Annotated in this window: 23 protein-coding genes; 10 read left to right on the top strand and 13 right to left on the bottom strand. The window is 60.8% G+C overall.

The window, feature by feature from the left end:
- The first annotated feature begins 42 nt into the window (after nucleotides 1-42).
- A complete protein-coding gene (locus tag APH41_RS01025) occupies nucleotides 43-2,484 on the top strand; it encodes a TonB-dependent siderophore receptor (protein ID WP_054917025.1) in 2,442 nt (813 codons plus the stop codon).
- Between the two features lie 205 nt (nucleotides 2,485-2,689).
- On the opposite strand, the gene ilvD is transcribed toward APH41_RS01025, so the two are convergent.
- The 3 genes from ilvD to APH41_RS01010 form a co-directional block, all read right to left on the bottom strand.
- Nucleotides 2,690-4,531, bottom strand: coding sequence for a dihydroxy-acid dehydratase (gene ilvD / locus APH41_RS01020; protein ID WP_003195159.1), 1,842 nt, complete (start codon nucleotides 4,529-4,531; stop codon nucleotides 2,690-2,692).
- Nucleotides 4,532-4,760: 229 nt separating this feature from the next.
- Complete coding sequence (locus APH41_RS01015) at nucleotides 4,761-5,951, bottom strand: MFS transporter (RefSeq protein ID WP_054917024.1); 1,191 nt, start codon at nucleotides 5,949-5,951, stop codon at nucleotides 4,761-4,763.
- A 124-nt stretch (nucleotides 5,952-6,075) separates the two neighbouring features.
- Nucleotides 6,076-7,272 carry a class I SAM-dependent rRNA methyltransferase gene (locus APH41_RS01010; protein WP_054917021.1) on the bottom strand — a complete coding sequence of 399 codons (1,197 nt, stop codon included), beginning with the start codon at nucleotides 7,270-7,272 and terminating at the stop codon, nucleotides 6,076-6,078.
- A 277-nt stretch (nucleotides 7,273-7,549) separates the two neighbouring features.
- On the opposite strand from APH41_RS01010, the gene APH41_RS01005 reads away from it, so the two are divergent.
- Nucleotides 7,550-8,362 (top strand): HDOD domain-containing protein, encoded by an 813-nt coding sequence (locus APH41_RS01005; protein WP_169918786.1) that lies wholly within the window; start codon nucleotides 7,550-7,552, stop codon nucleotides 8,360-8,362.
- Nucleotides 8,363-8,383: 21 nt separating this feature from the next.
- A complete protein-coding gene (gene mutM, locus APH41_RS01000; RefSeq protein WP_003195148.1) occupies nucleotides 8,384-9,196 on the top strand; it encodes a bifunctional DNA-formamidopyrimidine glycosylase/DNA-(apurinic or apyrimidinic site) lyase in 813 nt (270 codons plus the stop codon).
- 123 nt (nucleotides 9,197-9,319) lie between these two features.
- On the opposite strand, the gene APH41_RS00995 is transcribed toward mutM, so the two are convergent.
- From APH41_RS00995 to APH41_RS00975, 5 genes are all read right to left on the bottom strand, one after another.
- The gene (locus APH41_RS00995) at nucleotides 9,320-9,571 is read right to left on the bottom strand and encodes a YfhL family 4Fe-4S dicluster ferredoxin (protein WP_003195146.1); all 252 of its coding nucleotides are present in this window, start codon (nucleotides 9,569-9,571) and stop codon (nucleotides 9,320-9,322) included.
- A 162-nt stretch (nucleotides 9,572-9,733) separates the two neighbouring features.
- Complete coding sequence (coaD, locus tag APH41_RS00990) at nucleotides 9,734-10,213, bottom strand: pantetheine-phosphate adenylyltransferase (RefSeq protein ID WP_003195136.1); 480 nt, start codon at nucleotides 10,211-10,213, stop codon at nucleotides 9,734-9,736.
- Nucleotides 10,214-10,316: 103 nt separating this feature from the next.
- A complete protein-coding gene (locus APH41_RS00985; RefSeq protein WP_054917020.1) occupies nucleotides 10,317-11,912 on the bottom strand; it encodes a GMC family oxidoreductase in 1,596 nt (531 codons plus the stop codon).
- Between the two features lie 53 nt (nucleotides 11,913-11,965).
- A complete protein-coding gene (locus APH41_RS00980; protein WP_020301931.1) occupies nucleotides 11,966-12,511 on the bottom strand; it encodes a hypothetical protein in 546 nt (181 codons plus the stop codon).
- Between the two features lie 29 nt (nucleotides 12,512-12,540).
- Nucleotides 12,541-13,968 carry a coniferyl aldehyde dehydrogenase gene (locus APH41_RS00975; protein ID WP_054917018.1) on the bottom strand — a complete coding sequence of 476 codons (1,428 nt, stop codon included), beginning with the start codon at nucleotides 13,966-13,968 and terminating at the stop codon, nucleotides 12,541-12,543.
- A 145-nt stretch (nucleotides 13,969-14,113) separates the two neighbouring features.
- Here APH41_RS00975 and APH41_RS00970 point away from each other — a divergent pair, with 145 nt between their 5' ends.
- Both APH41_RS00970 and APH41_RS00965 read left to right on the top strand, forming a co-directional pair.
- Nucleotides 14,114-14,785 carry a TetR/AcrR family transcriptional regulator gene (locus tag APH41_RS00970; protein WP_005792294.1) on the top strand — a complete coding sequence of 224 codons (672 nt, stop codon included), beginning with the start codon at nucleotides 14,114-14,116 and terminating at the stop codon, nucleotides 14,783-14,785.
- Between the two features lie 33 nt (nucleotides 14,786-14,818).
- On the top strand, nucleotides 14,819-15,673 hold the full coding sequence (locus APH41_RS00965; protein ID WP_054897588.1) for a sulfurtransferase: 855 nt from the start codon (nucleotides 14,819-14,821) through the stop codon (nucleotides 15,671-15,673).
- A 116-nt stretch (nucleotides 15,674-15,789) separates the two neighbouring features.
- Here APH41_RS00965 and APH41_RS00960 read toward each other — a convergent pair whose 3' ends face one another.
- The 4 genes from APH41_RS00960 to APH41_RS00945 form a co-directional block, all read right to left on the bottom strand.
- Nucleotides 15,790-16,788, bottom strand: coding sequence for a hydrolase (locus APH41_RS00960; protein WP_054917016.1), 999 nt, complete (start codon nucleotides 16,786-16,788; stop codon nucleotides 15,790-15,792).
- Nucleotides 16,789-16,948: 160 nt separating this feature from the next.
- The gene (rsmD, locus tag APH41_RS00955; protein ID WP_034128953.1) at nucleotides 16,949-17,566 is read right to left on the bottom strand and encodes a 16S rRNA (guanine(966)-N(2))-methyltransferase RsmD; all 618 of its coding nucleotides are present in this window, start codon (nucleotides 17,564-17,566) and stop codon (nucleotides 16,949-16,951) included.
- Nucleotides 17,566-19,056: a pitrilysin family protein gene (locus tag APH41_RS00950; RefSeq protein WP_020301928.1), complete on the bottom strand. Its 1,491-nt coding sequence runs from the start codon at nucleotides 19,054-19,056 to the stop codon at nucleotides 17,566-17,568. The genes rsmD and APH41_RS00950 overlap by 1 nt, the downstream gene beginning before the upstream one ends.
- Nucleotides 19,049-20,404 (bottom strand): pitrilysin family protein, encoded by a 1,356-nt coding sequence (locus APH41_RS00945; RefSeq protein WP_003195117.1) that lies wholly within the window; start codon nucleotides 20,402-20,404, stop codon nucleotides 19,049-19,051. Before APH41_RS00945 ends, APH41_RS00950 begins: the two co-directional genes overlap by 8 nt.
- A gap of 232 nt (nucleotides 20,405-20,636) precedes the next feature.
- On the opposite strand from APH41_RS00945, the gene ftsY reads away from it, so the two are divergent.
- From ftsY to rpoH, 4 genes are all read left to right on the top strand, one after another.
- Nucleotides 20,637-22,037: a signal recognition particle-docking protein FtsY gene (gene ftsY / locus APH41_RS00940; RefSeq protein ID WP_054897585.1), complete on the top strand. Its 1,401-nt coding sequence runs from the start codon at nucleotides 20,637-20,639 to the stop codon at nucleotides 22,035-22,037.
- Nucleotides 22,034-22,705 (top strand): cell division ATP-binding protein FtsE, encoded by a 672-nt coding sequence (gene ftsE / locus APH41_RS00935; RefSeq protein ID WP_003195112.1) that lies wholly within the window; start codon nucleotides 22,034-22,036, stop codon nucleotides 22,703-22,705. The genes ftsY and ftsE overlap by 4 nt, the downstream gene beginning before the upstream one ends.
- Nucleotides 22,702-23,724, top strand: coding sequence for a permease-like cell division protein FtsX (ftsX, locus tag APH41_RS00930; RefSeq protein WP_054897584.1), 1,023 nt, complete (start codon nucleotides 22,702-22,704; stop codon nucleotides 23,722-23,724). The genes ftsE and ftsX overlap by 4 nt, the downstream gene beginning before the upstream one ends.
- Nucleotides 23,725-23,854: 130 nt before the next feature.
- The gene (gene rpoH / locus APH41_RS00925) at nucleotides 23,855-24,709 is read left to right on the top strand and encodes an RNA polymerase sigma factor RpoH (RefSeq protein WP_003176698.1); all 855 of its coding nucleotides are present in this window, start codon (nucleotides 23,855-23,857) and stop codon (nucleotides 24,707-24,709) included.
- Nucleotides 24,710-24,897: 188 nt separating this feature from the next.
- On the opposite strand, the gene mtgA is transcribed toward rpoH, so the two are convergent.
- Nucleotides 24,898-25,620, bottom strand: a complete 723-nt coding sequence (gene mtgA / locus APH41_RS00920; RefSeq protein ID WP_054917014.1) for a monofunctional biosynthetic peptidoglycan transglycosylase — start codon at nucleotides 25,618-25,620, stop codon at nucleotides 24,898-24,900.
- A gap of 74 nt (nucleotides 25,621-25,694) precedes the next feature.
- On the opposite strand from mtgA, the gene APH41_RS00915 reads away from it, so the two are divergent.
- A complete protein-coding gene (locus APH41_RS00915) occupies nucleotides 25,695-26,069 on the top strand; it encodes a DUF423 domain-containing protein (protein WP_054917012.1) in 375 nt (124 codons plus the stop codon).
- Nucleotides 26,070-26,106: the final 37 nt, after the last annotated feature.

Raw genomic sequence — 26,106 nt, 5'->3', positions numbered from 1 at the left:
TGCGGCGCCGATCACAGACTTTTGTACCGGGGAGCACCATTCATGGCACACCGATTCGCCACACGGCCCTTGCTGGCCTTGGCCATTTCCTTGGCCAGCTGTATCGCGCCGTCGTACCTGCAGGCCGCTGAGGCCAAGCAGGCCCAGACCTACCGCTTCGATATTCCCGGGCAGGGCCTGGACGCTGCGCTGGCGGCGTTCTCGGCGGTGACGCGGGTTCAGGTGCTAGTGAATGGGGAGTTGACCCAGGGGGTGATATCGCCGGGTGTGAAGGGCAACCTGGGGCAGCGTGAAGCCTTGGGGCAACTGCTCGGCGGCACGGGACTGAGCGCGGCGTTTATCAATGCCGATACCGTCACCCTGGAAAAACGTGTGGTACCAGGTTCTGCCCTGGAAGTGGGCGCCACCACCATCACGGCCGAACGCCTGGGCGTCACCACCGAAGGCACGGGCTCGTACACCACGGGGGCTGTGACCCTGGGCAAGGGCGAGCAAAAACTCAAGGACATCCCGCAGTCGGTCAGCGTCATGACCCGCAAGCAGATGGATGATCAGAACACCACCAAGCTCTCTGAAGTGGTCAAGCGCACGCCCGGCCTGACAGCGACCAAGTCTCCCGGCTCCGGTATGTTCATCTTCTCCCGTGGCTTCGAGGTTGGCACCCTGCAATACGACGGTGTGGGGATTCCACGTAACACTTACACCTTGGGCAGCTATCTCACCGAAAACATGGCCATTTACGACCGCGTCGAGACGCTGCGCGGCCCGGCCGCCTTGCTGCAAGGTGCCAACAGCCCCGGCGGCACCATGAACCTGGTGCGCAAGCGCGGGCAGCAAGCGCCGACGGCGACCATTACCGCCAAGGCTGGCTCATGGGACCACTACGGCACTCAGGTCGATGTCGGTGGCCCGCTGAACGCCGAAGGCACCTTGCGCGGACGCTTCGTGGCGGATTACGACACCACCGACTCCTTCGTCGACTATGCGGGCGGCTGGAACCAGACGGTTTATGGCGCCGTCGACTACGATTTCACTCCCGACACCACCGTCGGCCTGGGCATCAGTAACCAGAAGGGCCATTCGCGCCCCAACTTCATGTCGTTGCCCCGTTATGCCGACGGCAGTGATATCGGTCTGCCGCGTTCGACATTTGTCGGCGCCAGTTGGAACCGCAGCGTCAACAATCAGACTCAGGTGTTTGCCGACATCGAGCACCGCTTCAACGATAACTGGAAAGTGAAAGCCGCACTGGTAGCCATGGATGAGCACAACGACGCAACCTACCAGGCGACGTGGGACACGGTACCCGTCGGCGGTGGCACTGTGCCCTATGTAGATTGGATCACCGACTTCAATACCAAGAGCCGCGGCGCGGATGTGTATGTAAACGGCAAGTTTGAGGGGCTGGGCTTCCAGCAGGAAGTGGTGCTGGGCGCCAACTATTCCAAGCTCACCACCGACGACCAGTGGGCACGGGCTTCAAACCCCGGCGCGGATATCTTCAACATCGACCACAACCGCCCACAGCGCGACAAATACCAATTGTTCCAGGAGGGTGCCGCCTCGAAGAGCTGGTATGACATTCGCCAGAAAGGCATCTATGGCACCTGGCGTGTGAAAGTCCTGGACCCGCTGACGTTGATCGTCGGTGCGCGTACCAGTTGGTATGACTATTCCTACATTGGCCAGAGTGGTTTCAAAGGCACATATGGTGCCCCGCAGGACAATACCACCCAGTCCAATGGCAAGGTTACGCCCTACGCCGGCCTGGTCTATGCGCTCAACGAGCAGTGGTCGGCCTACGCCAGCTATGCCGATGCCTTTGAGCCGCAAACCAACCTGACCACCTCCGGCTCCCTGCTCAAGCCTATCGAGGGCAAAAACTACGAGTTGGGCATCAAGGGAGAGCTGGCTGACGGGCGCCTCAATACCTCGTTTGCGATCTTCCGTTACGATCAGGAAAACCGTAGCGTGCAGGACCTGCAAGGGCCAATGAACTGCAATGGTTGGTACTGCTCGGTCGCCTCTGGCAAGGTCCGCAGCCAAGGCTTTGAAGCCACACTCAGTGGTGAGGTGCTGCCAGGCCTGCAGCTGGCCTCCAGCTACACCTACAACACCACTGAATTCCTCAAGGACGACACCTACGAAGGCAAGATTTTCAGCACTTGGACCCCCAAGCACTTGCTCAAGGTCTGGGGTGATTACCAGTTGCCGGGCGATTGGCAACATTGGAGCGTGGGTGCCGGTGTGACCGCGCAAAGCAGCACCGAAGCCTATGACCGTACGTTCAGCGTGCCGGGCAATGCATTGTGGGATTCGCGGGTGGCCTACAAGATCAACCAGGAATTCACCGTGGCGGCAAACCTGAACAACATGTTCGACAAGAAGTATTACATCCCAGCCTACAACGCGAACTGGGGCAGCAACTACTACGGGGACCCACGCAATGTGATGTTCACCATGACCTATACCCCACAGTTCTAAAGCTTGACGCATCATTGCTGTAGGAGCGAGCTTGCTCGCGAAAAACTCAAAGGCACCGCGTTTATTCAGTAAGTACGCGTTATCGTTGACGCTTTTCGCGAGCAAGCTCGCTCCTACACTGGCATTAGGGGTAAGCCCCGTCCCATATGGGATTTCCAGGCATAAAAATGCCCCGCACCTGGCGGGGCTTTTTTATGCGCGGGGCTTACAGGCCGTCGAGCATGGCTTTGTTGCGTACGGCACCCTTGTCGGCACTGGTGGCCAACAACGCGTAGGCCTTCAATGCGGTGGTGACTTTACGCGGGCGCTTCTCCACTGGCTTCCAGCCTTTCTTGTCCTGCTCAACCCGGCGTGCTGCCAGTTCTTCATCGCTGATCAACAGGTTGATCGAGCGGTTCGGGATGTCGATCAGCACCTTGTCGCCATCCTGCACCAGGCCAATCGCGCCACCGGCAGCGGCTTCCGGCGAAGCGTGGCCGATGGACAGGCCCGACGTGCCGCCGGAGAAACGGCCGTCGGTCAGCAGGGCGCAGGCTTTGCCCAGGCCTTTGGATTTCAGGTAGGACGTGGGGTAAAGCATCTCCTGCATACCCGGGCCGCCTTTGGGGCCTTCGTAGCGGATGATCACGATATCGCCTTCCTTGACTTCGTCCGCGAGGATGCCGCGTACCGAGCTGTCCTGGCTTTCGTAGATCTTGGCGCGGCCTTCGAAGACGTGGATGGACTCATCCACGCCTGCCGTTTTGACCACACAGCCGTCGAGGGCGATGTTGCCGTACAGCACGGCCAGGCCGCCTTCTTGCGAGTAGGCGTGCTCGACACTGCGGATGCAGCCGTTTTCACGGTCGTCATCCAGGGTGTCCCAACGGGTCGACTGACTGAACGCCGTCTGCGTCGGGATACCGGCCGGGCCGGCCTTGAAGAAGGTGTGCACGGCTTCGTCGTCGGTCTGGGTGATGTCCCACTTGGCGATGCCTTCGGCGATGGACTTGCTGTGCACGGTTGGCAGGTCGGTGTGCAGCAGGCCGCCACGGGCCAGGGAGCCGAGGATCGAGAAGATCCCGCCGGCGCGGTGCACGTCTTCCATGTGGTACTTCTGGATGTTCGGCGCGACTTTGCACAGTTGCGGCACGTGACGGGACAGGCGGTCGATGTCGCGCAGGTCGAAGTCGATCTCGGCTTCCTGGGCCGCGGCCAGCAGGTGCAGGATGGTGTTGGTGGAACCGCCCATGGCGATGTCCAGGGTCATGGCGTTTTCGAACGCCTTGAAGTTGGCGATATTGCGCGGCAACACCGACTCATCGTTCTCGCCGTAGTAACGCTTGCACAGCTCGACGATGGTGCGGCCGGCCTGCAGGAACAACTGCTCGCGGTCGCTGTGAGTGGCCAGTGTGGAACCGTTGCCCGGCAAGGCGAGACCCAGGGCTTCCACCAGGCAGTTCATCGAGTTGGCGGTGAACATGCCGGAGCACGAACCGCAGGTCGGGCAGGCGCTGCGCTCGTATTCGGCGACCTTCTCGTCAGAAGCGCTGGAGTCGGCGGCGATCACCATGGCGTCGACGAGGTCGAGGCCGTGGGAGGCGAGTTTGGTCTTGCCGGCTTCCATCGGCCCGCCGGAGACGAAGATCACCGGGATGTTCAGGCGCAAGGCAGCCATCAACATGCCGGGGGTGATCTTGTCGCAGTTGGAGATGCACACAATGGCGTCGGCGCAGTGGGCGTTGACCATGTACTCCACGGAGTCAGCGATGATCTCGCGGCTCGGCAGCGAATACAGCATGCCGTCATGGCCCATGGCGATGCCGTCATCCACGGCAATGGTGTTGAATTCCTTTGCCACGCCACCGGCGCGTTCGATCTCGCGGGCGACCAGTTGGCCCAGGTCCTTGAGGTGGACATGGCCAGGCACGAACTGGGTGAACGAGTTGGCAATCGCGATGATCGGCTTTTTGAAGTCGTCATCTTTCATCCCCGTGGCACGCCACAGCGCGCGCGCACCGGCCATGTTGCGGCCGTGGGTGGATGTTTTCGAGCGGTAATCAGGCATTGGAGCACTCCGGGCGGCTAATCAAGTACTAAAGGGGAGTGAGCTTCTAATTGACGACTGGAACACTCAGAAAATGGCCGTGTGTCCGGAAGTTGCCACTCGCATCGCGGGATCGCCGCTTGCTTGGGCCTCGAGCTCATAAACCCGCCGGGGGATGACTGGCGATGAATAGGGCCGATTCTACACCGCTGGCGGCTGGAGGGAATGGGCGCAACCTTGAAGTTAGCCGCTACAGGACGTGCGGGTGGCGCCTTGCCCATGAGTTCAACGCAAGGGCGGCGAGGCTCAGGATCAGAAAACACAAGCCAAGCGCAGTACTCAACTGGTGGGTAAAGGTGCTGATAAACGCACTGATACAGCCGCCAGCAATGAACAGCACTGCCGCAACGGCGGAAGCCGCGGCTCCCGCATTGTCTGGAAACAGGCTCATGGCCTTGGAGTTGGAAATGGGCCGGGTGATGGTGGTGCCCGCCGTGCAGAGCAGCATGGGCACCAACACTGTCGGGGTTGATAAGCCGAACAGGTAGGCCAACAGCAGCATGACCACGCCAGAGATAGCGATCAGAACCAGCCCGACTGCCATCTGGGTAGCCGCCGCCAGCCGTTTGTGCAGGACGCCTGCACAGAGGCCACCCACTACGTAGGCGGCGCCGTAGAGAAGCAAGGTCAATGAGTACTCATGGGGTGACAGCTTTAACTGGTCCATGAAAATGAGCGGTGACACAACGATGAATGAGAAATGACAGGCGAAGGTGATCGCGGAGATCGTGGCGTAGCTGGCGAAATGTCTGTTGGCGAAAACCTTGGCGTAGGCCCTGAAAATACCCCGCTCGCCTGGCGCGGTTGGAGGGAAGCCGCCATGCAGTAATCGGTGAGCCATAATCCACGTTGCGGCACAGAGGGCGATAAACGCGTAGAAGCTGGCTTTCCATCCCCAGTGCAATTGCAGCCATGCGCCCAGCACTGGGGAAATCGACATGAAAATGCCTCCGGCCGTGGCCATTGCTATGCGCAACCGCTCCTGTTCCCTGCCGAAAAAAAGGTCCTGCACCAGCGCTTGGGACAGTATGAAACCACCGCAGCCTATGGCCTGAATGACCCGGAAGAACAGGAATTGGGGCGTGTTTCTGGCGGCCAGACACCCGACTGCACCCAGGATGGCTACTACCATACTGGCCAGGAGTAGCTTCTTGCGACCGATTCTGTCGGACAGCGGGCCGATCAGCAGCATTGAGCAGGAAAATCCAATGGCGAACAGGCTGACGGATCGAGCGATATGGGTGGTCGAGGTATGGAAGTGTTCAGCCAGGGCGGGAAAGGAGGGCAGTACGACGTCAAGGGGGAAGACGCCCAGCAAAGTCATGGTCATCAGCCAGAAAACCAAGAGCGGTTTTTCAGCCTGTGTAATTGCCTTCGACATGCGCGAGCCTCGGTTCCATGAGAGGGGCGAGGATCGAGTCTGCGCTACGGAAAGTCAAAGCCTGGGGCAGTACGACATTTCCTGAAAACCTGTAGGAACCCGCAAGTCCCTACAGGGAACAGCATCAGCTATTGGGTAGCAACCGGCAGGTAATGCTCTTGATATACCGCGTCTCGGCAATCGCCGGGTGCACCGGGTGGTCCGGGCCCTGGCCGCCGCGTTCGAGCATCTGGATATTGCGGTCCAGGTGGCGGGCGCTGGTCAGCAGGATGTTCTGCAGATCGTCTTCCGGCAGGTGCATCGAGCACGACGCGCTGACCAGGATGCCGTCCTTGCTGAGCAGGCGCATGGCTTGCTCGTTGAGGCGGCGGTAGGCGCCTTCGCCGTTTTTCATGTCTTTTTTGCGCTTGATGAAGGCCGGTGGGTCGGCGACGATCACGTCGAAGCGTTCTTCGCTGGCTTTCAGTTCTTTAAGCGCTTCAAAGACGTCGCCTTCGATACAGGTCATCTTCTCGGCAAAACCGTTCAGCGCGGCGTTGCGCTCTACGCCGTCGAGGGCGAAGGCCGAAGCGTCGACGCAGAACACTTCACTGGCGCCGAAGGCTGCAGCCTGCACGCCCCAGCCGCCGATGTAGCTGTACAGGTCCAGTACTCGCTTGCCCTTGGCATACGGGGCCAGGCGGGCGCGGTTCATGCGGTGGTCGTAGAACCAGCCGGTTTTCTGGCCCTGGATCACCGGGGCTTCGAACTTGACGCCGTTTTCTTCCAGCGCCACCCACTCCGGCACCAGGCCGAACACGGTTTCGACGTAGCGGTTGAGGCCTTCGGCGTCGCGTGCGGCGGAGTCGTTCTTGAACAGGATGCCGCTGGGCTTGAGCACTTGGGTCAGCGCGGCGATCACGTCTTCTTTATGGGCTTCCATGGTCGCCGAGGCGATCTGCACTACCAGGATGTCGCCGAAACGGTCGACCACCAGGCCCGGCAGCAGGTCGGAATCACCGTAGACCAGGCGGTAGAACGGCTTGTCGAACAGGCGGTCACGCAGGGACAGCGCGACGTTGAGGCGGTGCACCAGCAGCGACTTGTCCAGTGGCAACTTGATGTCGCGCGACAGCAGGCGGGCACAGATCAGGTTGTTCGGGCTCATGGCCACGATGCCCAGGGGCTTGCCGCCGGCCGCTTCCAGGATAGCCTGGTCGCCTGCCTGGAAGCCGTGGAGTGGGGTGGCGGCCACGTCGATTTCGTTGCTGTAGACCCACAGGTGGCCGTTGCGCAAACGACGATCGGCGTTGGCTTTGAGACGCAGGCTTGGCAGGGACATGACGTCGCTCCGGAAAAAAGAGCGGGAGTATACCCTTTGCGCACTCTTTCATGTGGGAGCTGGCTTGCCTGCGATGCGGGCGGCGCGGTGTATCAGACGTACGGTGGTGAGGCTATCGCAGGCAAGCCAGCTCCCACATTCGATCGGGTTTCAGTTGGGTTTTTGGGTGTCGGCCACATCGGCATAAGGGGTAGAATTCGCGCCTAGCCCAGAGTGTGTACTTATGTCCCAAGAGCTTTCCCCCGAGCAGATCCAACAGGCCCTGCAAGGCATCAGCGTGCCGCCCCAACCGCAAATCATGGTGGATTTGCAGATGGAGCAGTACATGCCCGACCCGGACCTGGAAGTGATTGCAAGGTTGATCTCCCAGGACCCGGGCTTGTCCGGCGCGCTGCTCAAGATCGTCAATTCGCCGTATTACGGCCTGAGCAACAAAATTGCATCGATCCAGCGCGCGGTAAACCTGTTGGGCAGCCGCTCGATCATCAATTTGATCAACGCGCAGTCAATCAAGGGCGAGATGTGCGACGACACCATCGTCACCCTCAACCGCTTCTGGGACACTGCCCAGGATGTGGCCATGACCTGCCTCACACTGGCCAAGCGCACCGGCTCGCAAACCGTCGACGAAGCCTATGCCCTGGGCCTGTTCCACGATTGCGGCGTGCCGTTGATGCTCAAGCGCTTCCCCAACTACATGTCCGTGCTGGAACAGGCTTACGCCAACGCCGGCCCGGATTGCCGCGTGGTCGATACCGAGAACAATGCGTTCCACACCAACCATGCGGTAGTCGGCTACTACACCGCCAAGTCCTGGCGCCTGCCGGAGCATGTCACCGACGCCATCGCCAATCACCATAACGCCCTGGTGATTTTCAGCGATGAGACGACGCGCAACCCGCAGCTCAAGAACCTGCTGGCCATTTTGAAGATGGCCGAGCATATCTGTTCGTCTTACCGCGTACTGGGTAACCAGGCGGTGGACCATGAGTGGAATGCCATCGGCCACCTGGTGCTGGATTACGTGGGCCTGTCGGACTACGACTTCGAGAGCCTGAAGTTGTCGATCCGCGAACTGGGCGCGCACTAACCCGTCATTCAAGAGGTACACATGCCCGAGTTACCAGAAGTCGAAACCACCCGACGCGGCATTGCCCCGCACCTGGAAGGCCAGCGCGTCAGCCGCGTGGTAGTGCGTGAGCGGCGCCTGCGCTGGCCAATTCCGGAAGACCTGGATGTGCGCCTGTCAGGGCAGCGCATCGTGCTGGTGGAGCGCCGGGCCAAATACCTGTTGATCAATGCCGAGGTGGGCACCTTGATCAGCCACCTGGGCATGTCGGGCAACTTGCGCCTGGTGGAGGTAGGTATGCCGGCGGCCAAGCATGAACATGTGGATATCGAGCTGGAATCGGGTATGGCCCTGCGCTACACCGACCCGCGGCGCTTCGGTGCGATGCTCTGGAGCCTCGACCCGCACAACCATGAGTTGCTGATGCGGCTGGGGCCGGAGCCGTTGACCGACCTGTTTGATGGCGAGCGTTTGTTCCAGCTGTCTCGCGGCAAGTCGATGGCGGTGAAGCCGTTCATCATGGACAACGCGGTGGTGGTAGGCGTGGGCAATATCTATGCGACAGAAGCGCTGTTTGCAGCTGGGATTGACCCGCGCCGCGCCGCCGGGGGAATTTCACGCGGGCGTTATTTGAAGCTGGCGATTGAGATCAAGCGGGTGCTGGCCGCTGCCATCGAGCGGGGCGGTACCACGTTGCGGGACTTTATCGGTGGCGATGGGCAGCCGGGGTATTTCCAGCAGGAACTGTTCGTGTATGGCCGGGGCGGCGAGGCGTGCAAGGTCTGCGGCACTGAGCTGCGCAATGTGGTGCTGGGGCAGCGGGCGAGTGTGTTTTGCCCTAGGTGTCAGAGCTGATGGTTGGGTGAGGGCTGAGATTGCTATCGCAGGCAAGCCAGCTCCCACATTTGAATGTATTCACATATCCAAGTGTGGGAGCTGACTTGCCTGCGATGAGGCCTTTACGGGCAACGAAGAGGCTTAGGCCTTACCGGTAATCTTGCGGTACTTCTCCATCAACTGCTCTTCAGTCTCAGGGTGTGCCTCGTCCAGAGGAATGCAATCGACCGGGCATACCTGCTGGCACTGCGGTTCGTCGTAGTGGCCGACGCACTGGGTGCACAGGTTGGGGTCGATCACGTAGATCTCTTCGCCTTGGGAAATGGCGGCGTTCGGGCACTCGGGTTCGCAGACGTCGCAATTGATGCAATCGTCGGTGATGATCAGGGACATGGAAACTCCTGCCAGGGCACTCTGCCAAGGCATCTGAAAACTAATGCGCGCAATTGTGCCGCATTGACGCCCGCAGTGCGAGCCTGTCTCTGTGGTGAGGGATGAAAGGATTGGGACTGCTGCGCAGTCCAGCGGGAGCAAGCTCCCTCGCCACAATGAGCCTTACTTCTTGAAGCGCAATGTCAGTGCGTCTGCTACAGCTGGATGCACGAACTTGGTGATATCTCCGCCCAAAGCAGCGATTTCACGAACCAACGTCGAGGAAATGAACGAATAACGCTCCGACGGCGTGAGGAACAGGCTTTCCACGTCCGGCGCCAATTGGCGGTTCATGTTGGCCAGCTGGAATTCGTATTCGAAGTCCGACACCGCACGCAGGCCACGCAGGAACACATTGGCGTTCTGCTCCTTGGCGAAATGCGCCAGCAGTGTCGAAAAGCCCACTACTTCCACATTCGGCAGGTGCTTGGTGACCTCTTGCGCCAGCTCCACACGTTGTTCCAGGGGAAACAGCGGGTTTTTCTTGGGGCTGGCCGCGACCGCGATGATCACATGGTCGAACAGGCGAGAGGCGCGTTCGACCAGATCGCCATGGCCTTTGGTAATCGGGTCGAAGGTACCTGGGTACAACACTCGGTTCATCGCGTCGTCCTGGCGGAGTCCGTTGGGGAACCGGATGGTATCGCAGCATTACCGGTGGGCCAAGTCGACTTATGTAGATAGATACCGTGAATACCCTGTCTTTTCATGCCGTTTTCAGACGTTCGGCCAATGCGCTCGCCAGTTGCGCGGTCAATCCGTACACCGACAATTGCGGGTTGGCGCCAATGCTGGTGGGGAACAGCGAGCCATCGTGGATCGACAGGTTACGCAACTGATGATGGCGACCCAGGCTGTCGGCGACGGCATTTTTCGGATCTTCACCCATGGCACAACCGCCCATCACGTGGGCGCTGCCCAGGGTGGTGCGATGCAGTTCCAGGTTCAGACCGTCGATCACCCTGCGCGCTTCGGCCAAGTTGTTCACAAAGCGCGCGTCGTGATGCAGGGGCTTGACCGATTTGGCTCCCGCCGCGAACTGAATCTCGGCCATGCTGTGGAAGGCCCGGCGCAGGCCGTCCCAGGCGTAGGGCGAGACCTGATAGTCGAGCACTGGCGTGCCGTCACCGCGTAACTCCACCGTGCCGCCTGGGCTGTCGGGGTGAAAGCCGTCGCGCAGCAGGGCGAGCATGGCGTGGGTGTGGGGTAATTGGTTCATGTCCAGGGCGTTCTGGTTGCCGTAGCCACCAAACAGGGTGCTCGCCAGGCCTGGATGCAGGGGCGGTGCTTCCAGTTTGTAGGACATTTTGCCGGTAGTGCCGTCCTGCCATTGGAAGTGGTCGGAGTAGATGGATTGCGGCGCACCGTAGAAGGGGTTGATCACTTCGTCGAACAGCCCGGCGGAGAAATTGACCAGGTGCAGGAAGGTGCGCTTGCCCAGCCGCGAGTGTGGGTCGGGCGCGTCGGAGCGCATCAGCAGGGCCGGGCTGTTGATGCCGCCGCCCGCCAGCACATAGTGCTTGGCTTTCACCCTGATCTTGCGCCCTGTTGGCGCTACGCAGCGTTCGTCCATGGCCACGCATTCGAGGCTGCTGATGGTGTCGCCGCTGTATGTGAGCCGTTCGGCGCGGGCCAGGTAAAGCAGTTCGCCGCCCTTTTCCAGGGTGGACGGGATGGTCGTCACCAGCATTGACTGCTTGGCGTTGACCGGGCAGCCCATGCCGCAATACCCCAGGTTGAAGCAGCCGCGCACATTGCGCGGGATCACATGCCAGCTGTAGCCGAGCTTTTCACAGCCTTTGCGGATCACATCGTTGTTGGCATTCGGCGGCAGCGCCCAGGGCGCGATGCCCAGGCGCTGCTCCATTTTTTCGAACCAGGGCGCCATTTCGGCGCTGCTGTGGCCTTTGACCGCATATTCGCTGGCCCAATGCGCGAGGGTAGCGTCAGGGGTGCGAAAGCTGGAGGTCCAGTTGATCAAGGTGGTACCGCCCACCGCCCGGCCCTGCAGGATGGTGATAGCGCCGTCCTTGCTCATGCGGCCGATGCCTTCCTGGTAAAGGCTGGCGTAGGCTTCGTCTTCCAGCAGCTTGAAATCACTACTGGTCTTGAGCGGGCCTTCTTCGATCAGCAACACTTTGTAGCCGGCGGCGCTGAGGATTTCGGCGGTGGTACCGCCCCCGGCGCCGCTGCCGATGATGGCGACATCCGCTTCCAGGGTCAGGTCGTGATCCAGGGCGGCGCCATTGTGGGTTTTCCAGCCACGGGCCAGGCCGTCGCGGAACAGATCGGGTACGGGCATAGGTGTGCTCTCTTATTCTTGTCGGAAGATGCAATCTTGGGGGATTGCCCAGGCTAGATCTTGGGCGGGCCGGGGTAGCCGCAATGGGCCCAGGACTCGGGCCGGAAGTACCAGGCCATGATCACCAGTTTGAGCAGCGAGCCCTGGCCCATGCGCAAAAGGTTCAGGTAACTGTTTTCCCAGCGGTGCAGGAAATTGCGGATCTGTTCGCTGCTGGCGTTTTCCCAACTGCCCCAGATACCGGTCAGCGGGCCGCGGGTAATGCCCATGCCCAGTACGTCGAATAATTGCTGGGTGAGCTTGAACATCTCGGGCGACAAGTGCTGCAGGCTGTAATCGAGCTTTTTCAGGGTGCCCTCAATACCTGCAAGCACTTGTTCGGCACTGGCCGCGCCTTCTAGCAGCACCGGGATTACCGCCCGCAAGAACGGCAAGTCGCTGGTGCGCAACATCGCAAAGCCGCTGGCCGGCGTACTGCTGGAGCAACCACTGAGGCTGGCGCCCAACCCGGCGGTGGCGAGGAAGGCGCTGGCACACAGGCCGATTTTCAAGACGCCGCGCCGTGACAGCGCGGGTGAATCAGTCAGGCTGGGGTTCATTGTTTTTATAGTCCCGAAGGTGGCGGTTATCAGCGTATAAACAGCTTCTGGATCAGCTTCTGGATCGACTTGCCATAGGGCGGGTAGATCAACTTCGCTGCGTTCAGGCGCTGTTTGACCAGCACACCCTTGGCCTTGCTGAACGTCAGGAAACCTTCGTGACCGTGGTAATGGCCCATGCCTGACGGGCCGATGCCACCGAACGGCATATCGTCCTGGGCGACGTGCAGCAAGGTGTCGTTCAGGCACACACCGCCGGAATGGGTTTCGTGGAGCACCCGCGCTTGTTCGCCTTTGTTGTAGCCGAAGTAATACAAGGCCAGTGGGCGAGGGCGCTGGTTGATGTAGGCAAAGGCTTGGTCAAGGCCGCGATACGGCACGATGGGCAGGAGCGGGCCGAAGATTTCGTCCTGCATCACGGTCATGTCGTCGCTGACATTCAACAGCAGGCTGTGGGCCATTCGCCGCGCCTGGCCTTGCTCGTACAGCGGGATCAAGGTGGCGCCTTTGTCGGTGGCGTCCTTGGCGTAGGCATTGAGCCGGGCCAGTTGGCGCTCGTTGATGATGGCGGTGTAGTCCGGGTTGTCGGCCAGCGTCGGATAAAACCCGCGCACGGCTTTGGAATACGCCTCGACAAAGCCCTCCACGCGATCTTCCGGTACCAGCACATAATCTGGCGCCACGCAGGTTTGTCCGGCGTTCAAGGCTTTGCCGAAAGCGATGCGTTCGGCAGCATCCTTGAGCGGCACGTCGGCCGAGACAATGGCTGGCGATTTGCCGCCCAGCTCCAGGGTCACCGGCGTGAGGTTTTCAGCCGCCGCACGCATCACGTGCTTGCCTATACTGGTAGCGCCGGTGAACAGCAGGTGATCGAAGCGCAACTTGGAAAACGCCATGCCCACGTCAGCTTCGCCCAGCACGACGGACACCAGGTCCTCGGGGAAGATCTTGGCCAACAACGCCTTGAGCAGCTCACCGGTGGCCGGCGTGGACTCGCTGAGCTTGAGCATCACTCGGTTACCGGCAGCCAATGCCCCAACCAGTGGGCCGATGGCCAGGTACAGCGGGTAGTTCCACGGCACGATGACGCCGACGACGCCCAGTGGCTGGTAAATGACTTTGGCTGAGGCGGGCTGGAAGGCAATGCCTACAGCGCGGCGGGAAGGTTTCATCCAGCCCTTGAGGTGTTTGCTCGCGTAGTGAATGCCATGCAGGCTAGGCATCAATTCGGCAAAAAGGGTTTCGTCGGCGCTGCGATGGCTGAAATCCTGGCTGATCGCATTGATCAGCGCCTGGCGTTCGTCGCTCAACAGATCCCGCAGAGCCTTGAGCCATTGCTGGCGCTGCCCGGCCGGCGGCATCGGGTTGGCGGCATAGGCGCGGCGTTGGGCGTCGAACAGGTCCTGGAGTTGATCCAGCGCCTGGGAATCTTGCAGGTAGGCAACGTTGGCAGACATGGCGCGGCACCGATTGTTATTGGTCTGCCTGGATTTTTAGAGTCATTGCTCTAAATTGTCAAATAACATTGCAGTAACATCCAGATTTATCCTGGCCGGGTTAGGCCGTAAGATGCCCCATCCCGTGTATAGAAGCTGATCCCCTATGGCACCACGAGTAAAGACCAGCGAGCGCATTGTGCAAACCAGCCTGGAGCTTTTTAACCAGCAGGGCGAGCGCAGTGTCAGTACTAACCACATTGCCGCCCACATGGAAATTTCCCCGGGCAACCTGTACTACCACTTCCCTAACAAGCAGGCGATCATCGCCGTGCTGTTCCGCGAATATGAAGCGTTGGTAGACAGTTTCCTGCGCCCACCCCAGGGACGCACGATGGTGGTGGAGGATAAACGCTTTTACCTGCAAGCCGTATTGGCCGGCATGTGGCGTTATCGCTTCCTGCATCGCGACCTCGAACACCTGCTGGAGAGCGACCCGGAACTGGCGACCGGCTACCGGCGTTTTTCCCAGCGTTGCCTGATTCAGGGCGGCGCGATCTACCAGGGCTTTGTCGATGCCGGCATTCTCAATATGGACCCGGTGCAAACAGAAGCCCTGACCCTGAATGCGTGGATCATCCTCACCTCGTGGGTGCGCTTTTTGTGTACCACCAATGAAAAATCCACCCACCTGAGCGCCGAGGCGATCAAGCGTGGGGTCTATCAGGTGCTGGTGCTGGAGGCGGGGTTTGTCACGCCACAGGCCAAAGAGGCGGTGGACGCCTTGTTCAAAGAGTTTTACGTGCCGTTGAATCAGGCACTGGAAGAAGTGAAGTAAGACCTTTCCCCTTTGTATTCACAGGAGTCAGTCATGCCGCTTGCCCAACTGATCAGCCCCCAGCAATTGGCCGAGCGCCAACAGTCGAGCGGGTGGGTGATCCTGGATTGCCGCTTTGCCCTGGAAGACCCCGACTATGGCTTGTGCAGTTACGCCGAAGGGCATATCGAGGGCGCGCAATACGCCGACCTGGAGCGCCACCTGAGCGGCCCGGTGACCAAGGGCGTGACCGGTCGTCATCCTTTGCCGGCGGCGGACACGTTCGCCAGGCAACTGCGGGCCTGGGGTATCAGTGCCGACACCGATGTGGTGCTGTATGACGACGGCCCCGGAGCCTACGCCGCCCGTGCCTGGTGGTTGCTGGCCTGGCTGGGCAAGCGTGATGGCGTGTTCATTCTGGATGGTGGCCTCAAGGCCTGGCATGCCGCCGGTTTCCCCCTGAGCCTGGACGCGCCCGTGGTTGAGCCAGGTACCTTCGCCGGTACGCCGGATCATCGGTTGCTGCTGGATGCCGAACACTTGCAAAAACGCCTGGGCCAACCCGGCCTGACCTTGATCGACGCCCGCGCCCAGCCGCGCTTTCGTGGCGAAGTAGAACCCATCGATCCGATTGCCGGGCATATCCCTGGTGCGCAATGTGCGGCGTTCAGTGAAAACCTGGGCAGTGATGGTCGTTTCTTGCCGGCTGATCAGCTCAAGCAACGCTTTGCCGCGCAGCTGCAAGGGCGCCCGCCGCAGGAGTTGGTGGCGTATTGCGGGTCTGGGGTGACGGCGTGCCATAACCTGTTTGCGTTGAGCCTGGCGGGGTACCCGTTGGGTAAGTTGTATGCGGGGTCGTGGAGTGAGTGGATTACTGATCCAGCTCGGGAAATAGCCACGGGCGAGTAAACGACCGGTGTAAACGTTTCATTGAAATGTGGGAGCTGGCTTGCCTGCGATAGCAGAGTGTCAGCCACCTCAACATTGGCTGGCCCACCGCTATCGCAGGCAAGCCAGCTCCCACACTATTGACCGTATTGGGTCTGGAGCCACTGCGGGATCCGGCGTTCCAGGTAGTAACCAGGGCGCTTCAGCGAACCCTCCACAAACCCCACATGCCCGCCCTTGGCCAGCAACTCGAACTCGGTGCAGGCCGACAGCTCACTGGCGTCAGGCAAGCTGTGCGCAAACACAAACGGATCATCAGCCGCCTGGATAATCAGCGTCGGCGTGCGGATACCGCCCAGGTAATAGCGACTGGAGGCGCGGCGATAGTAATCCTCGGCACCCAAGAAACCGTGCAGCGGCGCGGTTACCCGCCCGTCGAAGTCCCAGAACGTGCGCATCTTTTCCAGAGAGCCAAGGGCCTCCAGGGTTTTGAGCCCATCCTCACGACCGTCCTGCAGGAATTGGCGTTGCTTGACGCGGATATACGCCAGCATTTCGCGCATGAAGTGCTTCTGATACACCCGCGAGAACCCCAGCCCAATGCGATCCGCGCATTGATCCAGGCGAAACGGTACCGACACCGCCGCTGCGCCCTGCAGCCCCGAAGCCTTGCCGGTTTCCCCCAGATGCTTGAGCAACACATTGCCACCCAGGGAATAACCCACCGCATACAAGGGCGCCAACGGCCGCTTGGCGCGCAGATGAGCAATCGCTGCCGCCAGGTCTTCGCTGGCGCCGGAGTGATAACTGCGAGCCAGCAGGTTGGGCTCGCCCGAGCAGCCGCGCCAGTTCAACGCAGCACTGGCCCAGCCTTGGGCGGCGAGGACTTTTTGCAGGCCGGCCACATAGGGTGAATTGGACGAACCGGTCAGCCCATGCAACACCAGCACCAAAGGCGCTTGCACGTCATGAGGCCCGTGCCAGTCGAGATCGAGGAAGTCGCCATCCTCCAGCCACAGGCGCTCACGCTGACGCTCGAGGTGGGTGGTCGGGCGCCACAGCGGCCCCCACAGTGTCTGCAAGTGAGGGTTGCCGAGGCCGAAGGCGGGTTTGAACAGGTCGCAAGAAGGGGTCATGACGCTCTCGGTGGCAAGTGAACTCACTGTGGCGAGCGAGCTTGCTCGCGCTGGGCCGCGTAGCGGCCCCATCAAGAACACTGCGTTTATTCAGTCGGAACACCTTGGCAGGTTTCAGGGCCGCTTCGCAGCCCAGCGGGAGCAATCTCTAGCCACACGATCAGGCGGCGTTTTCGACCAAACGATGCCACAACGCGTAATACACCCGCCCGGACTTCTGCTCCCGGTGCAGGCGCCAGCCACTTGGCAGGCCGAGCGTGGAGGGCGCGGTCTCGCTCTCAGTGTAGATCCAGGCATCCGGTGCCAGCCACTGGCGTTCTTCCAGCAGTGTGCAGACGGTCGGCAGCAGGTTCTGGTTGAACGGTGGATCGAGGAACACTACGTCGTATTCAGTGGCCGCCTGGGTTTCCAGGTAGCGCAGCGCGTCGGCCGTCTGCACCTGGCCGGTGGTGCAACGCAGTGTGCCCAGGTGCTCCTTGAGGCTGGACACCGCCACATTGCTGGCGTCCAGCGCCTGGCCCTGGGCCGCGCCACGGGACAGCGCCTCCAGGAACAGCGCGCCGCTGCCGGCGAACGGGTCCAGCACTTTGGCCCCGCCTATGTACGGCGCGAGCCAGTTGAACAGGGTTTCACGCACGCGATCGGGCGTCGGGCGCAGGCCCACGACGTCGGGGAAGCTCAGCTTGCGGCTGCCCCATTCACCGCCAATGATGCGCAGTTGGCCCACACCGTTATGCACGTTGTGGACAGGTTTTTTCGGGCGAGATGAACTGGCCATTAATGCTCCGGAACCCCGAGCGGCTGCTCGGCAGGTTTATCAGTGGGGGGCGGTAGTGGCTTTTGCGCAATCGTCGGGCCGGCGGTCACGATGACCATCTTGTCGGCGCTCAAGTGTTTGTTCATTGCAGCCTTGACCTGATCGACGGTCAGGGCCTGGGATTGTTTCATGAAATCTTCCAGATAGCTCAGCGGCAGGTTGTAGAAACCCATGGCGCCCAACTGCCCGACGATATCGGCGTTGCTGGCGGTGGACAGCGGGAAGCTGCCGGCCAGTTCGCGCTTGGCGTCGTCCAGTTCTTTTTGTGTTGGGCCGTTCTTGAGGTAATCAGCCAGTACATCCTCAACCAGGCGCAGGGTGCCGCCGCTCATTTCGGCGCGGGTCTGCAGGTTGATCATGAACGGGCCGCGCACCTGCATCGGTGAGAAACCGGAGTACACGCCGTAGGTCAGGCCGCGTTTTTCACGCACCTCGCTCATCAAACGGGTACCGAAGCCGCCGCCGCCAAGGATCTGGTTGCCCAGGGACAAGGCTGCGTAGTCCGGGTCGGCGCGGTCGATGCCCAATTGCGCAAACAGCAGGTGGGTTTGCTTGGACGGAAACTCGATACGGCTCAGGCCGGCTTTTGGCTCGGTCGGTTGAGCGATCTTGGCCATGGCCGGGCCTTTGGGCAGCGATGCCGACACTTTGGCCGTCATGGCCTCGGCTTCTGCACGGGTCAGGTCGCCGACGACCGCAATCACGGCATTGCCCGCCGCATAGGCTTTGGCATGGAACGCCTGCAACTGTGCCAGGGTAATTTTCGGCACGCTTTCTGGGGTGCCTTCGCTCGGATGCGCGTAAGGATGGTCGCCGTACAGACGCTTGAACAGCTCGATGCTCGCCAGTTTGCCGGGGTTCTGTTTCTGGTACTCGAAACCGGCCAGGATCTGGTTCTTGATGCGTGCCAGGGAGTCTGCCGGGAAAGTCGGCTGGCCGATCACCTGGTTGAACAGTGACAGGGCGGCGTCGCGCTTGGCGCTGTCGCTCAGGCTGCGCAGGGTCACCAGCGCCATGTCGCGGTACGCGCCGTTGCCAAAGTCGGCCCCCAGGCCTTCGAAACCACTGGCGATCTGGCTGACATCCTTGCCCGGCACGCCTTCGTTGAGCATGGCGTTGGTCATCAGCGCCAGGCCTGGCACGTCGCCATCCTGGCTGCTGCCGGCGGCAAACAGCAGGCGCATGTCGAACATCGGCAATTCGTGGGCTTCGACGAACAGCACCTTGGCGCCTTCGGCGGTGGTCCAGGTTTGTACGTCGAGCTTGCGGTTGGTCGGTGCCTTGCCATCCAGTTCCGCCAGGGACTGCAGGGTGCTGGCCGTTTGAGCCTTGTCCAGGGCCTGGCTGGCGACCGACTCGCTGGGGCGCAAGAAGTAAACGGCGCTGGCCGCCATCAGGGTGACGGCGATCAGGCCGGGCAGGATCAGGCGGCTGTTTTTGCGATCACTCATGAGCGGTCTCCTCAGGCAAAACATGGGCGACGCTCAGACGTTCGCGGGTGAAGTAGGTGCGCGCGGCTTTCTGGATATCTTCCGGCGTCACGCTTTGCAGGTCGGCCAATTCGGTGTCCATGAGCTTCCAGGACAGGCCGACCGTTTCCAGGGAGCCGATGGCCGTGGCCTGGCTGGTGATGGAATCACGCTGGTACACCAGGCCCGCAATGACCTGGGCACGGATGCGCTCCAGTTCTTCAGCGGTCGGCGGCTTGGCCTTCAACTCATCGAGCAGGCGCCACAGGCCGGCTTCGGCTTGGGCGACGGTTTTTTTCTTCTGCTGGTTCGGCGTGGCCGAGAGGGTAAACAGGCTGTCGCCACGGGTGTAGGCGTCGTAGTTGGTGGAAGCCGCGGACACAAGTTCCTCACCGCGCTCCAGTTGCTCGGAGATCCGTGCACTGTAGCCGCCGTCCAGCAGCGCCGAGATCAGGCGCAGGGCCTGCACCGAGCGTTTGTCTTCGGCGGTGGCCAGGCCAGGCACGTTGAAGCCCAGGAACACGCTTGGCAATTGGGTCTGCACGTGCAGGGTCAGCAGGCGCTCGCCGGGCTCGGCCAGTTCCATCGGGATTTTTGCCGGCGGCACGTCACGCTTGGGGATCGGGCCGAAGTAACGTTGGGCGAGGTTTTTCACCTCGTCCGGGGTCACGTCGCCGACCACCACCAGGGTGGCGTTGTTCGGCACGTACCAGGATTGGTACCAGTGGCGCAGTTCCTCGACCTTCATGCGGTCCAGGTCGGCCATCCAGCCGATGGTCGGCGTGTGGTAGCCGCTGGCGGGGAAGGCCATGGCCTTGAAGCGCTCGAACGCTTTGGACATGGGGTTATCGTCGGTGCGCAGGCGGCGTTCTTCCTTGATTACTTCGATTTCACGGCTGAATTCGTCGGCCGGCAGGCGCAGGCTGGCCATGCGGTCGGCTTCCAGCTCAAAGGCCACACCCAGGCGATCACGGGCCAATACCTGGTAATACGCGGTGTAGTCGTCGCTGGTGAAGGCGTTTTCTTCGGCGCCCAGGTCGCGCAGGATCAGCGAGGCTTCGCCGGGGCCAACCTTGGCGCTGCCCTTGAACATCATGTGTTCCAGGGCGTGGGACAAACCGGTCTGGCCCGGGGTTTCGTAGCTTGAGCCAACCTTGTACCAGACCTGGGAAACCACCACCGGCGCGCGATGATCTTCGCGCACGACCACCTTGAGGCCGTTATCGAGGGTGAATTCATGGGTGGGTTGTGGATCGGCAGCCAAAGCTGAGAGAGGCAGACAAACTGTGCTGAACAGCAGGCCTGCGGCGCGGCGGGCTAGAGCATTCATTCGTTTTTAAACCTGTTGGGCTGCCCGCTTGGTCTTAGCGTCGGCGGGCGAGGAGGTGCTAGGATACTGATCCGACCTAGGGACGGCCACTGTGGCTGTCTTGTTGAGGCCCTATTTAGGCCTTACAAAATGTTGCGCATGAACGAGCTGGCTAAAAAACAGTCTGTTACGCATCGAATTTTATTTACCGAAGCGCCCCTTGGCGCGTCGCTACCTTGAGATAGCCGTCTCCATGTTTGGTTCCAACGACGACAAGAAGACCCCAGCTGCGGCTGGCGAGAAGAAAGGCCTGTTCGGATGGCTGCGCAAAAAGCCGCAGGAAACCGTCGTCGAACAGCCACAGGTTCACGCTGAACCCACCCCTGAACCCGTAATAGAAGCCGAACCGGTTGCCGAGACGCCAGTTCCGGTGGTGTTGCCGATGGCTGAGCCGGTGTTGCAGCCGGTCGTCGAGGCCGAGCCGGAACTTGAGCCTGCGCCTGAGCACAAGCCTTGGTTGGAACTGCCGGTGGCCGAAGAGCCTGTGGCGTTGGTGGAGGATGTTCAGGCCGAGCACGTCGTGCCGCCGATTCCTGCAGTGGTTGAGCCGGCGCCGGTAGAGGTTGTGGCTGAAGTTCCGCCCGTCGTTGAAGTGCCGGCACCGGTTGTTGCCGCACCTGCCGTCGTCGAGCCAGAGCCTGTCGTCGCCACCACCGAAACCAGCAAAACCGGGTTTTTTGCCCGTCTCAAGCAGGGCCTGAGCAAGACCAGCGCCAGTATTGGCGAAGGCATGGCCAGCCTGTTCCTGGGCAAGAAAGTCATTGATGACGAGCTGCTGGAAGACATCGAGACCCGCCTGCTCACCGCCGACGTGGGCGTCGAAGCCACCGCCGTGATCATCCAGAGCCTGACGCAGAAGGTCGCGCGCAAGCAGTTGACCGACGCCGACGCCCTGTACAAATCCCTGCAGGCTGAGCTGGCCGCCATGCTCAAGCCGGTTGAAGCGCCGCTGGTGATCACCCCGAAAAAGCCGTTCGTCATCCTCGTTGTAGGTGTAAACGGCGCTGGCAAGACCACCACCATCGGCAAACTGGCCAAGAAGCTGCAGGGGGAGGGCAAGAAAGTCATGCTCGCCGCCGGTGACACCTTCCGTGCCGCAGCCGTCGAGCAGTTGCAGGTGTGGGGCGAGCGCAACAAGATCCCGGTGATTGCCCAGCACACCGGTGCCGACTCTGCGTCGGTGATTTTCGATGCTGTGCAAGCCGCCAAGGCGCGCAACATCGATGTGCTGATCGCCGATACAGCCGGCCGCCTGCACACCAAAGACAATTTGATGGAAGAACTGAAGAAAGTGCGCCGCGTGATCGGCAAGCTTGACGCCGATGCACCCCACGAAGTCTTGCTGGTGCTCGACGCTGGTACCGGCCAGAACGCCATCAGCCAGGCCAAGCAATTCAACCAGACGGTGCAACTGACCGGCCTGGCATTGACTAAGCTCGACGGCACGGCCAAGGGCGGTGTGATTTTCGCCCTGGCCAAACAGTTCGGGTTACCGATTCGCTATATCGGCGTCGGTGAAGGCATCGACGACCTGCGCACCTTTGAAGCCGAACCCTTTGTACAGGCACTGTTTGCCGAGCGGGAGCGTTCATGATTCGATTCGAACAGGTCGGTAAACGCTATGCCAACGGGCATGTGGGCTTGCATGAGCTGAGCTTTCGAGTGCGTCGCGGCGAATTCTTGTTTGTCACCGGCCATTCGGGCGCGGGCAAAAGTACGCTGTTGCGCCTGCTGCTGGCCATGGAACGCCCGACCACAGGCAAGTTGCTGCTGGCGGGCCAGGACCTGGCTACCATCAGCAATGCGCAAATTCCGTTTCTGCGCCGCCAGATCGGCGTGGTGTTCCAGAACCACCAGTTGCTGTTCGACCGTACGGTGTTCAACAACGTGGCCCTGCCGTTGCAGATACTGGGGCTGTCCAAGGCCGAGATCGTCAAGCGCGTGGACTCGGCCCTGGAGCGTGTAGCCTTGTCGGACAAGACCGACCTCTTCCCCGGCGACCTGTCCACCGGCCAGCAACAGCGTGTCGGTATCGCCCGCGCCATCGTCCATCGCCCGGCTTTGCTGCTGGCGGACGAACCCACCGGTAACCTCGACCCGCGCCTGGCGGCCGAGATCATGGGGGTGTTCGAAGATATCAACCGCCTGGGCACCAGCGTATTGATTGCCAGCCACGACCTGGCCCTGATTGCCCGTATGCGTCATCGCATGCTGACCCTGCAGCGCGGCCGCCTGATCGGCGATGGGGAGGCGGGCGTATGAGTGCTACACGCAGCCCTAAAGTATCCGAACGCGTGGCGCCGAAACCGGCCGACCCGCAACCGAAAAAGAAAAAACACGACGACGACGACGGCCCGGACTTCGGTACCCTGGTGCACGCCTGGATTGAAAGCCATCGCGCTAGCCTGCTGGACAGCCTGCGGCGCCTGGGCAAACAGCCGATCGGTAGTTTTTTCACTTGCCTGGTGATGGCGGTGGCCTTGAGCCTGCCGATGGGCTTGTCGCTGTTGCTTAATAATGTGGAGCGCCTGGGCGGTTCCTGGCAGCGGGCGGCGCAGATTTCGCTGTACCTGAACCTGGACACCAGCAGCAAGGAAGGCGAAGCGCTGCGTGACGACATCAAGAACATCCCGGGGGTAGCCGAGGCCGAGTACATCAGCCGCGACCAAGCCCTCGAAGAGTTCCAGCAGCAATCGGGCCTGGGCGAGGCGCTCAAGGAGCTGCCGCAGAACCCGCTGCCGGGCGTGGTGTTGGTAACGCCGAACGAGGTCGACAAGCCGGCGCTGGAAGCCCTGCGACAAAAACTCGCAGAGATGCCGAAGGTGCAACAGGCCCAACTTGATCTAGTCTGGGTAGAGCGCCTGGCCGCAATCCTCAAGCTGGGTGACCGCTTTGTGTTCGGCCTGACGGTGTTATTAGTGTCTGCATTACTTTTGGTGATAGGTAATACCATTCGTCTTCATATTGAAAACCGTCGCACCGAGATAGAAGTGATTAAACTGGTGGGCGGCACAGACAGCTATGTGCGTCGGCCTTTCCTGTACATGGGCGCGCTGTATGGCTTGGGTGCGGGGATCTTGTCCTGGGGCGTACTGGCGTTTGGCCTGGATTGGTTGAACGACGCGGTTGTTGGCCTGGCCGGGCTCTACGGCAGTGATTTCGCGCTGGCCGGTGTGCCGGTAGCCGATGGTCTGAGTCTCTTGCTTGGCGCGGTGTTGTTGGGGTATATCGGTGCGTGGATTGCGGTGGCACGGCATTTACGCGAGCTGGCACCGAAGTAGTTAATGCCAGATTAATGTGGTTTCGTTTGTATTGACCGTATCAGCGGTTTAGGGAACTTGTCCTACGGTTCCCAGGTCAATTTTCGCAGTGCTGAACTGCACGAGTTATGTGAGTCGGAGGTTTTTTCGTATGACCACTTCTTTGCAACCTGCTTATGCCTTGGTCCCGGGTGCGAACCTGGAGGCTTATGTGCACACGGTCAACAGCATTCCATTGCTGACGCCCGAGCAGGAGCGTGAACTGGCCGAGAGTCTCTACTATGAGCAGGATTTGGGGGCGGCTCGGCAGATGGTGCTCGCCCACCTGCGTTTTGTCGTACATATCGCCCGTAGCTATAGCGGCTACGGTCTGGCCCAGGCCGACCTGATTCAGGAAGGCAACGTTGGCCTGATGAAGGCAGTGAAGCGTTTCAACCCTGAAATGGGCGTGCGCCTGGTTTCGTTTGCCGTGCACTGGATCAAGGCGGAAATCCACGAGTTCATCCTGCGCAACTGGCGCATCGTGAAAGTGGCCACTACCAAGGCCCAGCGCAAGCTGTTCTTCAACCTGCGCAGCCAGAAAAAACGCCTGGCGTGGCTGAACAACGAAGAAGTCCACCGCGTGGCCGAAAGCCTCGGCGTGGAGCCGCGTGAAGTGCGCGAGATGGAAAGCCGCCTGACCGGCCATGACATGGCCTTCGACCCAGCCGCCGAAGCGGATGACGACAGCGCCTTCCAATCGCCGGCCAACTACCTGGAAGACCACCGGTACGACCCGGCGCGTCAACTGGAAGACGCCGACTGGAGCGACAACTCCAACCACAACCTGCACGAAGCGCTGGAAGTGCTGGACGACCGCAGTCGTGACATCCTCTACCAGCGTTGGCTGGCAGAAGAAAAGGCCACGCTGCACGACCTGGCGCAGAAGTACAACGTGTCGGCCGAGCGGATTCGTCAGCTTGAGAAAAGCGCGATGAACAAGCTGAAGTTGTCGATCGCCGCTTAAAATGCAGCGAACAAAAAATGCCCCGGTCGAAAGACCGGGGCATTTTTGTTTGTGTTCGAAAAGTCTCAAGCCCAACTCGGTTTAATGTGGGAGCTGGCTTGCCTGCGATGAGGCCGTGTCAGCTGAAGCATGGGTTACTGACCCACCGCTATCGCAGGCAAGCCAGCTCCCACAGGTCCCATATTGTGTCAGTCGGACCACGGTGCCTTTCGAGAGTTGTTCAGCTCCACCAGGTAACCATCCCCGCCCAATTGGCTCATCTGCTGGCGAATCCACGCCGCCCGCCGTGCCACATAGGCCGTCGGATGGCTGGCACTCCACACCCGTGGATTGGGCAATACCGCCGCCAGGTAACTGGCCTGGTGCCGCGAAAGGCCCTTGGCGCTCACGCCAAAATGGTGCCGCGCCGCTGCCTCTGCGCCAAACACACCTTCATCCCATTCCACGCTGTTGAGGTACACCTCAAGAATCCGCTGCTTGGGCCACAACACCTCGATCAAACCGGTAAACCACGCCTCCAGGCCTTTGCGCAAATAGCTGCGGCCGGCCCACAGGAACAGGTTTTTCGACACCTGCTGGCTCAGGGTGCTGGCACCGCGAATCGAGCCGCCGCGTTCGTTGTGCAGAATCGCCGCCTGGATCGCGCCGAAATCAAAACCCCAATGTTGTGGGAAGCGCTGGTCTTCACCGGCCATCACCGCCACTTTCAGGTCATTGGATATTTCATCCCATGGCACCCAGCTGCGTTGCAGGTCGATAGGCTCACCGTCGACCCAGGACTCGACCTTGCGCTCCACCATCAGCGCAGTGAACGGTGGCGGCACCACACGAAACAGTAGCACCAGCAACACACTGCCGATGGCAAACCATTTCACGACGTTGAGAAAGCGTTTGAAGAGGACACGCAGCATAGAGATGGCTTGGCCGAACCCGTTGAGCGGGCCATTATACAGACCCTGCCCGATGAGTCTGACTGGAGTTCCCCATGCTGCGTAGCTTTCTGATGCTGGCTGCCTTTTTCGGCTTTACCGGTGTCGCCCTGGGCGCGTTCGCCGCCCACGGCCTGAAAAACCGCCTGAGCATCGACTACCTGGCGATCTTTCATACTGGTGTGACCTACCAGTTGGTGCATGCCCTGGCACTGTTCGGCGTGGCCTTGCTGGCGGCGCATATTCCGGGTCGGCTGGTCACTTGGGCGGGTATTTCGTTTACCGTCGGTATCCTGCTGTTCTCGGGCAGCCTGTATGTGCTGACGATGACCGGCATCAGTAAACTGGGGATCATCACGCCGTTTGGCGGGCTGGCGTTCCTGCTCGGCTGGTTCTTCCTGGGCCTGGCGGCGTGGCGTTTGCAGCTTTGACCGCTTGACGCTTGGAGCTGACCTTCAGGTTCCAATC

Source organism: Pseudomonas sp. NBRC 111138, assembly GCF_001320835.1.
Taxonomy (GTDB): domain Bacteria; phylum Pseudomonadota; class Gammaproteobacteria; order Pseudomonadales; family Pseudomonadaceae; genus Aquipseudomonas; species Aquipseudomonas paracarnis.
Note: the sequence above shows the minus strand (reverse complement) of the source record. Positions and strands in the feature narration are given on the sequence as shown.

What these genes read in the sequence shown, in the direction of transcription:
- APH41_RS01025 (WP_054917025.1), top strand. Translation starts at nt 43, where the DNA reads ATGGCACACCGATTCGCCACACGGCCCTTGCTGGCCTTGGCCATTTCC.
- ilvD (WP_003195159.1), bottom strand. Translation starts at nt 4,531, where the DNA reads ATGCCTGATTACCGCTCGAAAACATCCACCCACGGCCGCAACATGGCC.
- APH41_RS01015 (WP_054917024.1), bottom strand. Translation starts at nt 5,951, where the DNA reads ATGTCGAAGGCAATTACACAGGCTGAAAAACCGCTCTTGGTTTTCTGG.
- APH41_RS01010 (WP_054917021.1), bottom strand. Translation starts at nt 7,272, where the DNA reads ATGTCCCTGCCAAGCCTGCGTCTCAAAGCCAACGCCGATCGTCGTTTG.
- mutM (WP_003195148.1), top strand. Translation starts at nt 8,384, where the DNA reads ATGCCCGAGTTACCAGAAGTCGAAACCACCCGACGCGGCATTGCCCCG.
- APH41_RS00995 (WP_003195146.1), bottom strand. Translation starts at nt 9,571, where the DNA reads ATGTCCCTGATCATCACCGACGATTGCATCAATTGCGACGTCTGCGAA.
- coaD (WP_003195136.1), bottom strand. Translation starts at nt 10,213, where the DNA reads ATGAACCGAGTGTTGTACCCAGGTACCTTCGACCCGATTACCAAAGGC.
- APH41_RS00985 (WP_054917020.1), bottom strand. Translation starts at nt 11,912, where the DNA reads ATGCCCGTACCCGATCTGTTCCGCGACGGCCTGGCCCGTGGCTGGAAA.
- APH41_RS00980 (WP_020301931.1), bottom strand. Translation starts at nt 12,511, where the DNA reads ATGAACCCCAGCCTGACTGATTCACCCGCGCTGTCACGGCGCGGCGTC.
- APH41_RS00975 (WP_054917018.1), bottom strand. Translation starts at nt 13,968, where the DNA reads ATGTCTGCCAACGTTGCCTACCTGCAAGATTCCCAGGCGCTGGATCAA.
- APH41_RS00970 (WP_005792294.1), top strand. Translation starts at nt 14,114, where the DNA reads ATGGCACCACGAGTAAAGACCAGCGAGCGCATTGTGCAAACCAGCCTG.
- APH41_RS00965 (WP_054897588.1), top strand. Translation starts at nt 14,819, where the DNA reads ATGCCGCTTGCCCAACTGATCAGCCCCCAGCAATTGGCCGAGCGCCAA.
- APH41_RS00960 (WP_054917016.1), bottom strand. Translation starts at nt 16,788, where the DNA reads ATGACCCCTTCTTGCGACCTGTTCAAACCCGCCTTCGGCCTCGGCAAC.
- rsmD (WP_034128953.1), bottom strand. Translation starts at nt 17,566, where the DNA reads ATGGCCAGTTCATCTCGCCCGAAAAAACCTGTCCACAACGTGCATAAC.
- APH41_RS00950 (WP_020301928.1), bottom strand. Translation starts at nt 19,056, where the DNA reads ATGAGTGATCGCAAAAACAGCCGCCTGATCCTGCCCGGCCTGATCGCC.
- APH41_RS00945 (WP_003195117.1), bottom strand. Translation starts at nt 20,404, where the DNA reads ATGAATGCTCTAGCCCGCCGCGCCGCAGGCCTGCTGTTCAGCACAGTT.
- ftsY (WP_054897585.1), top strand. Translation starts at nt 20,637, where the DNA reads ATGTTTGGTTCCAACGACGACAAGAAGACCCCAGCTGCGGCTGGCGAG.
- ftsE (WP_003195112.1), top strand. Translation starts at nt 22,034, where the DNA reads ATGATTCGATTCGAACAGGTCGGTAAACGCTATGCCAACGGGCATGTG.
- ftsX (WP_054897584.1), top strand. Translation starts at nt 22,702, where the DNA reads ATGAGTGCTACACGCAGCCCTAAAGTATCCGAACGCGTGGCGCCGAAA.
- rpoH (WP_003176698.1), top strand. Translation starts at nt 23,855, where the DNA reads ATGACCACTTCTTTGCAACCTGCTTATGCCTTGGTCCCGGGTGCGAAC.
- mtgA (WP_054917014.1), bottom strand. Translation starts at nt 25,620, where the DNA reads ATGCTGCGTGTCCTCTTCAAACGCTTTCTCAACGTCGTGAAATGGTTT.
- APH41_RS00915 (WP_054917012.1), top strand. Translation starts at nt 25,695, where the DNA reads ATGCTGCGTAGCTTTCTGATGCTGGCTGCCTTTTTCGGCTTTACCGGT.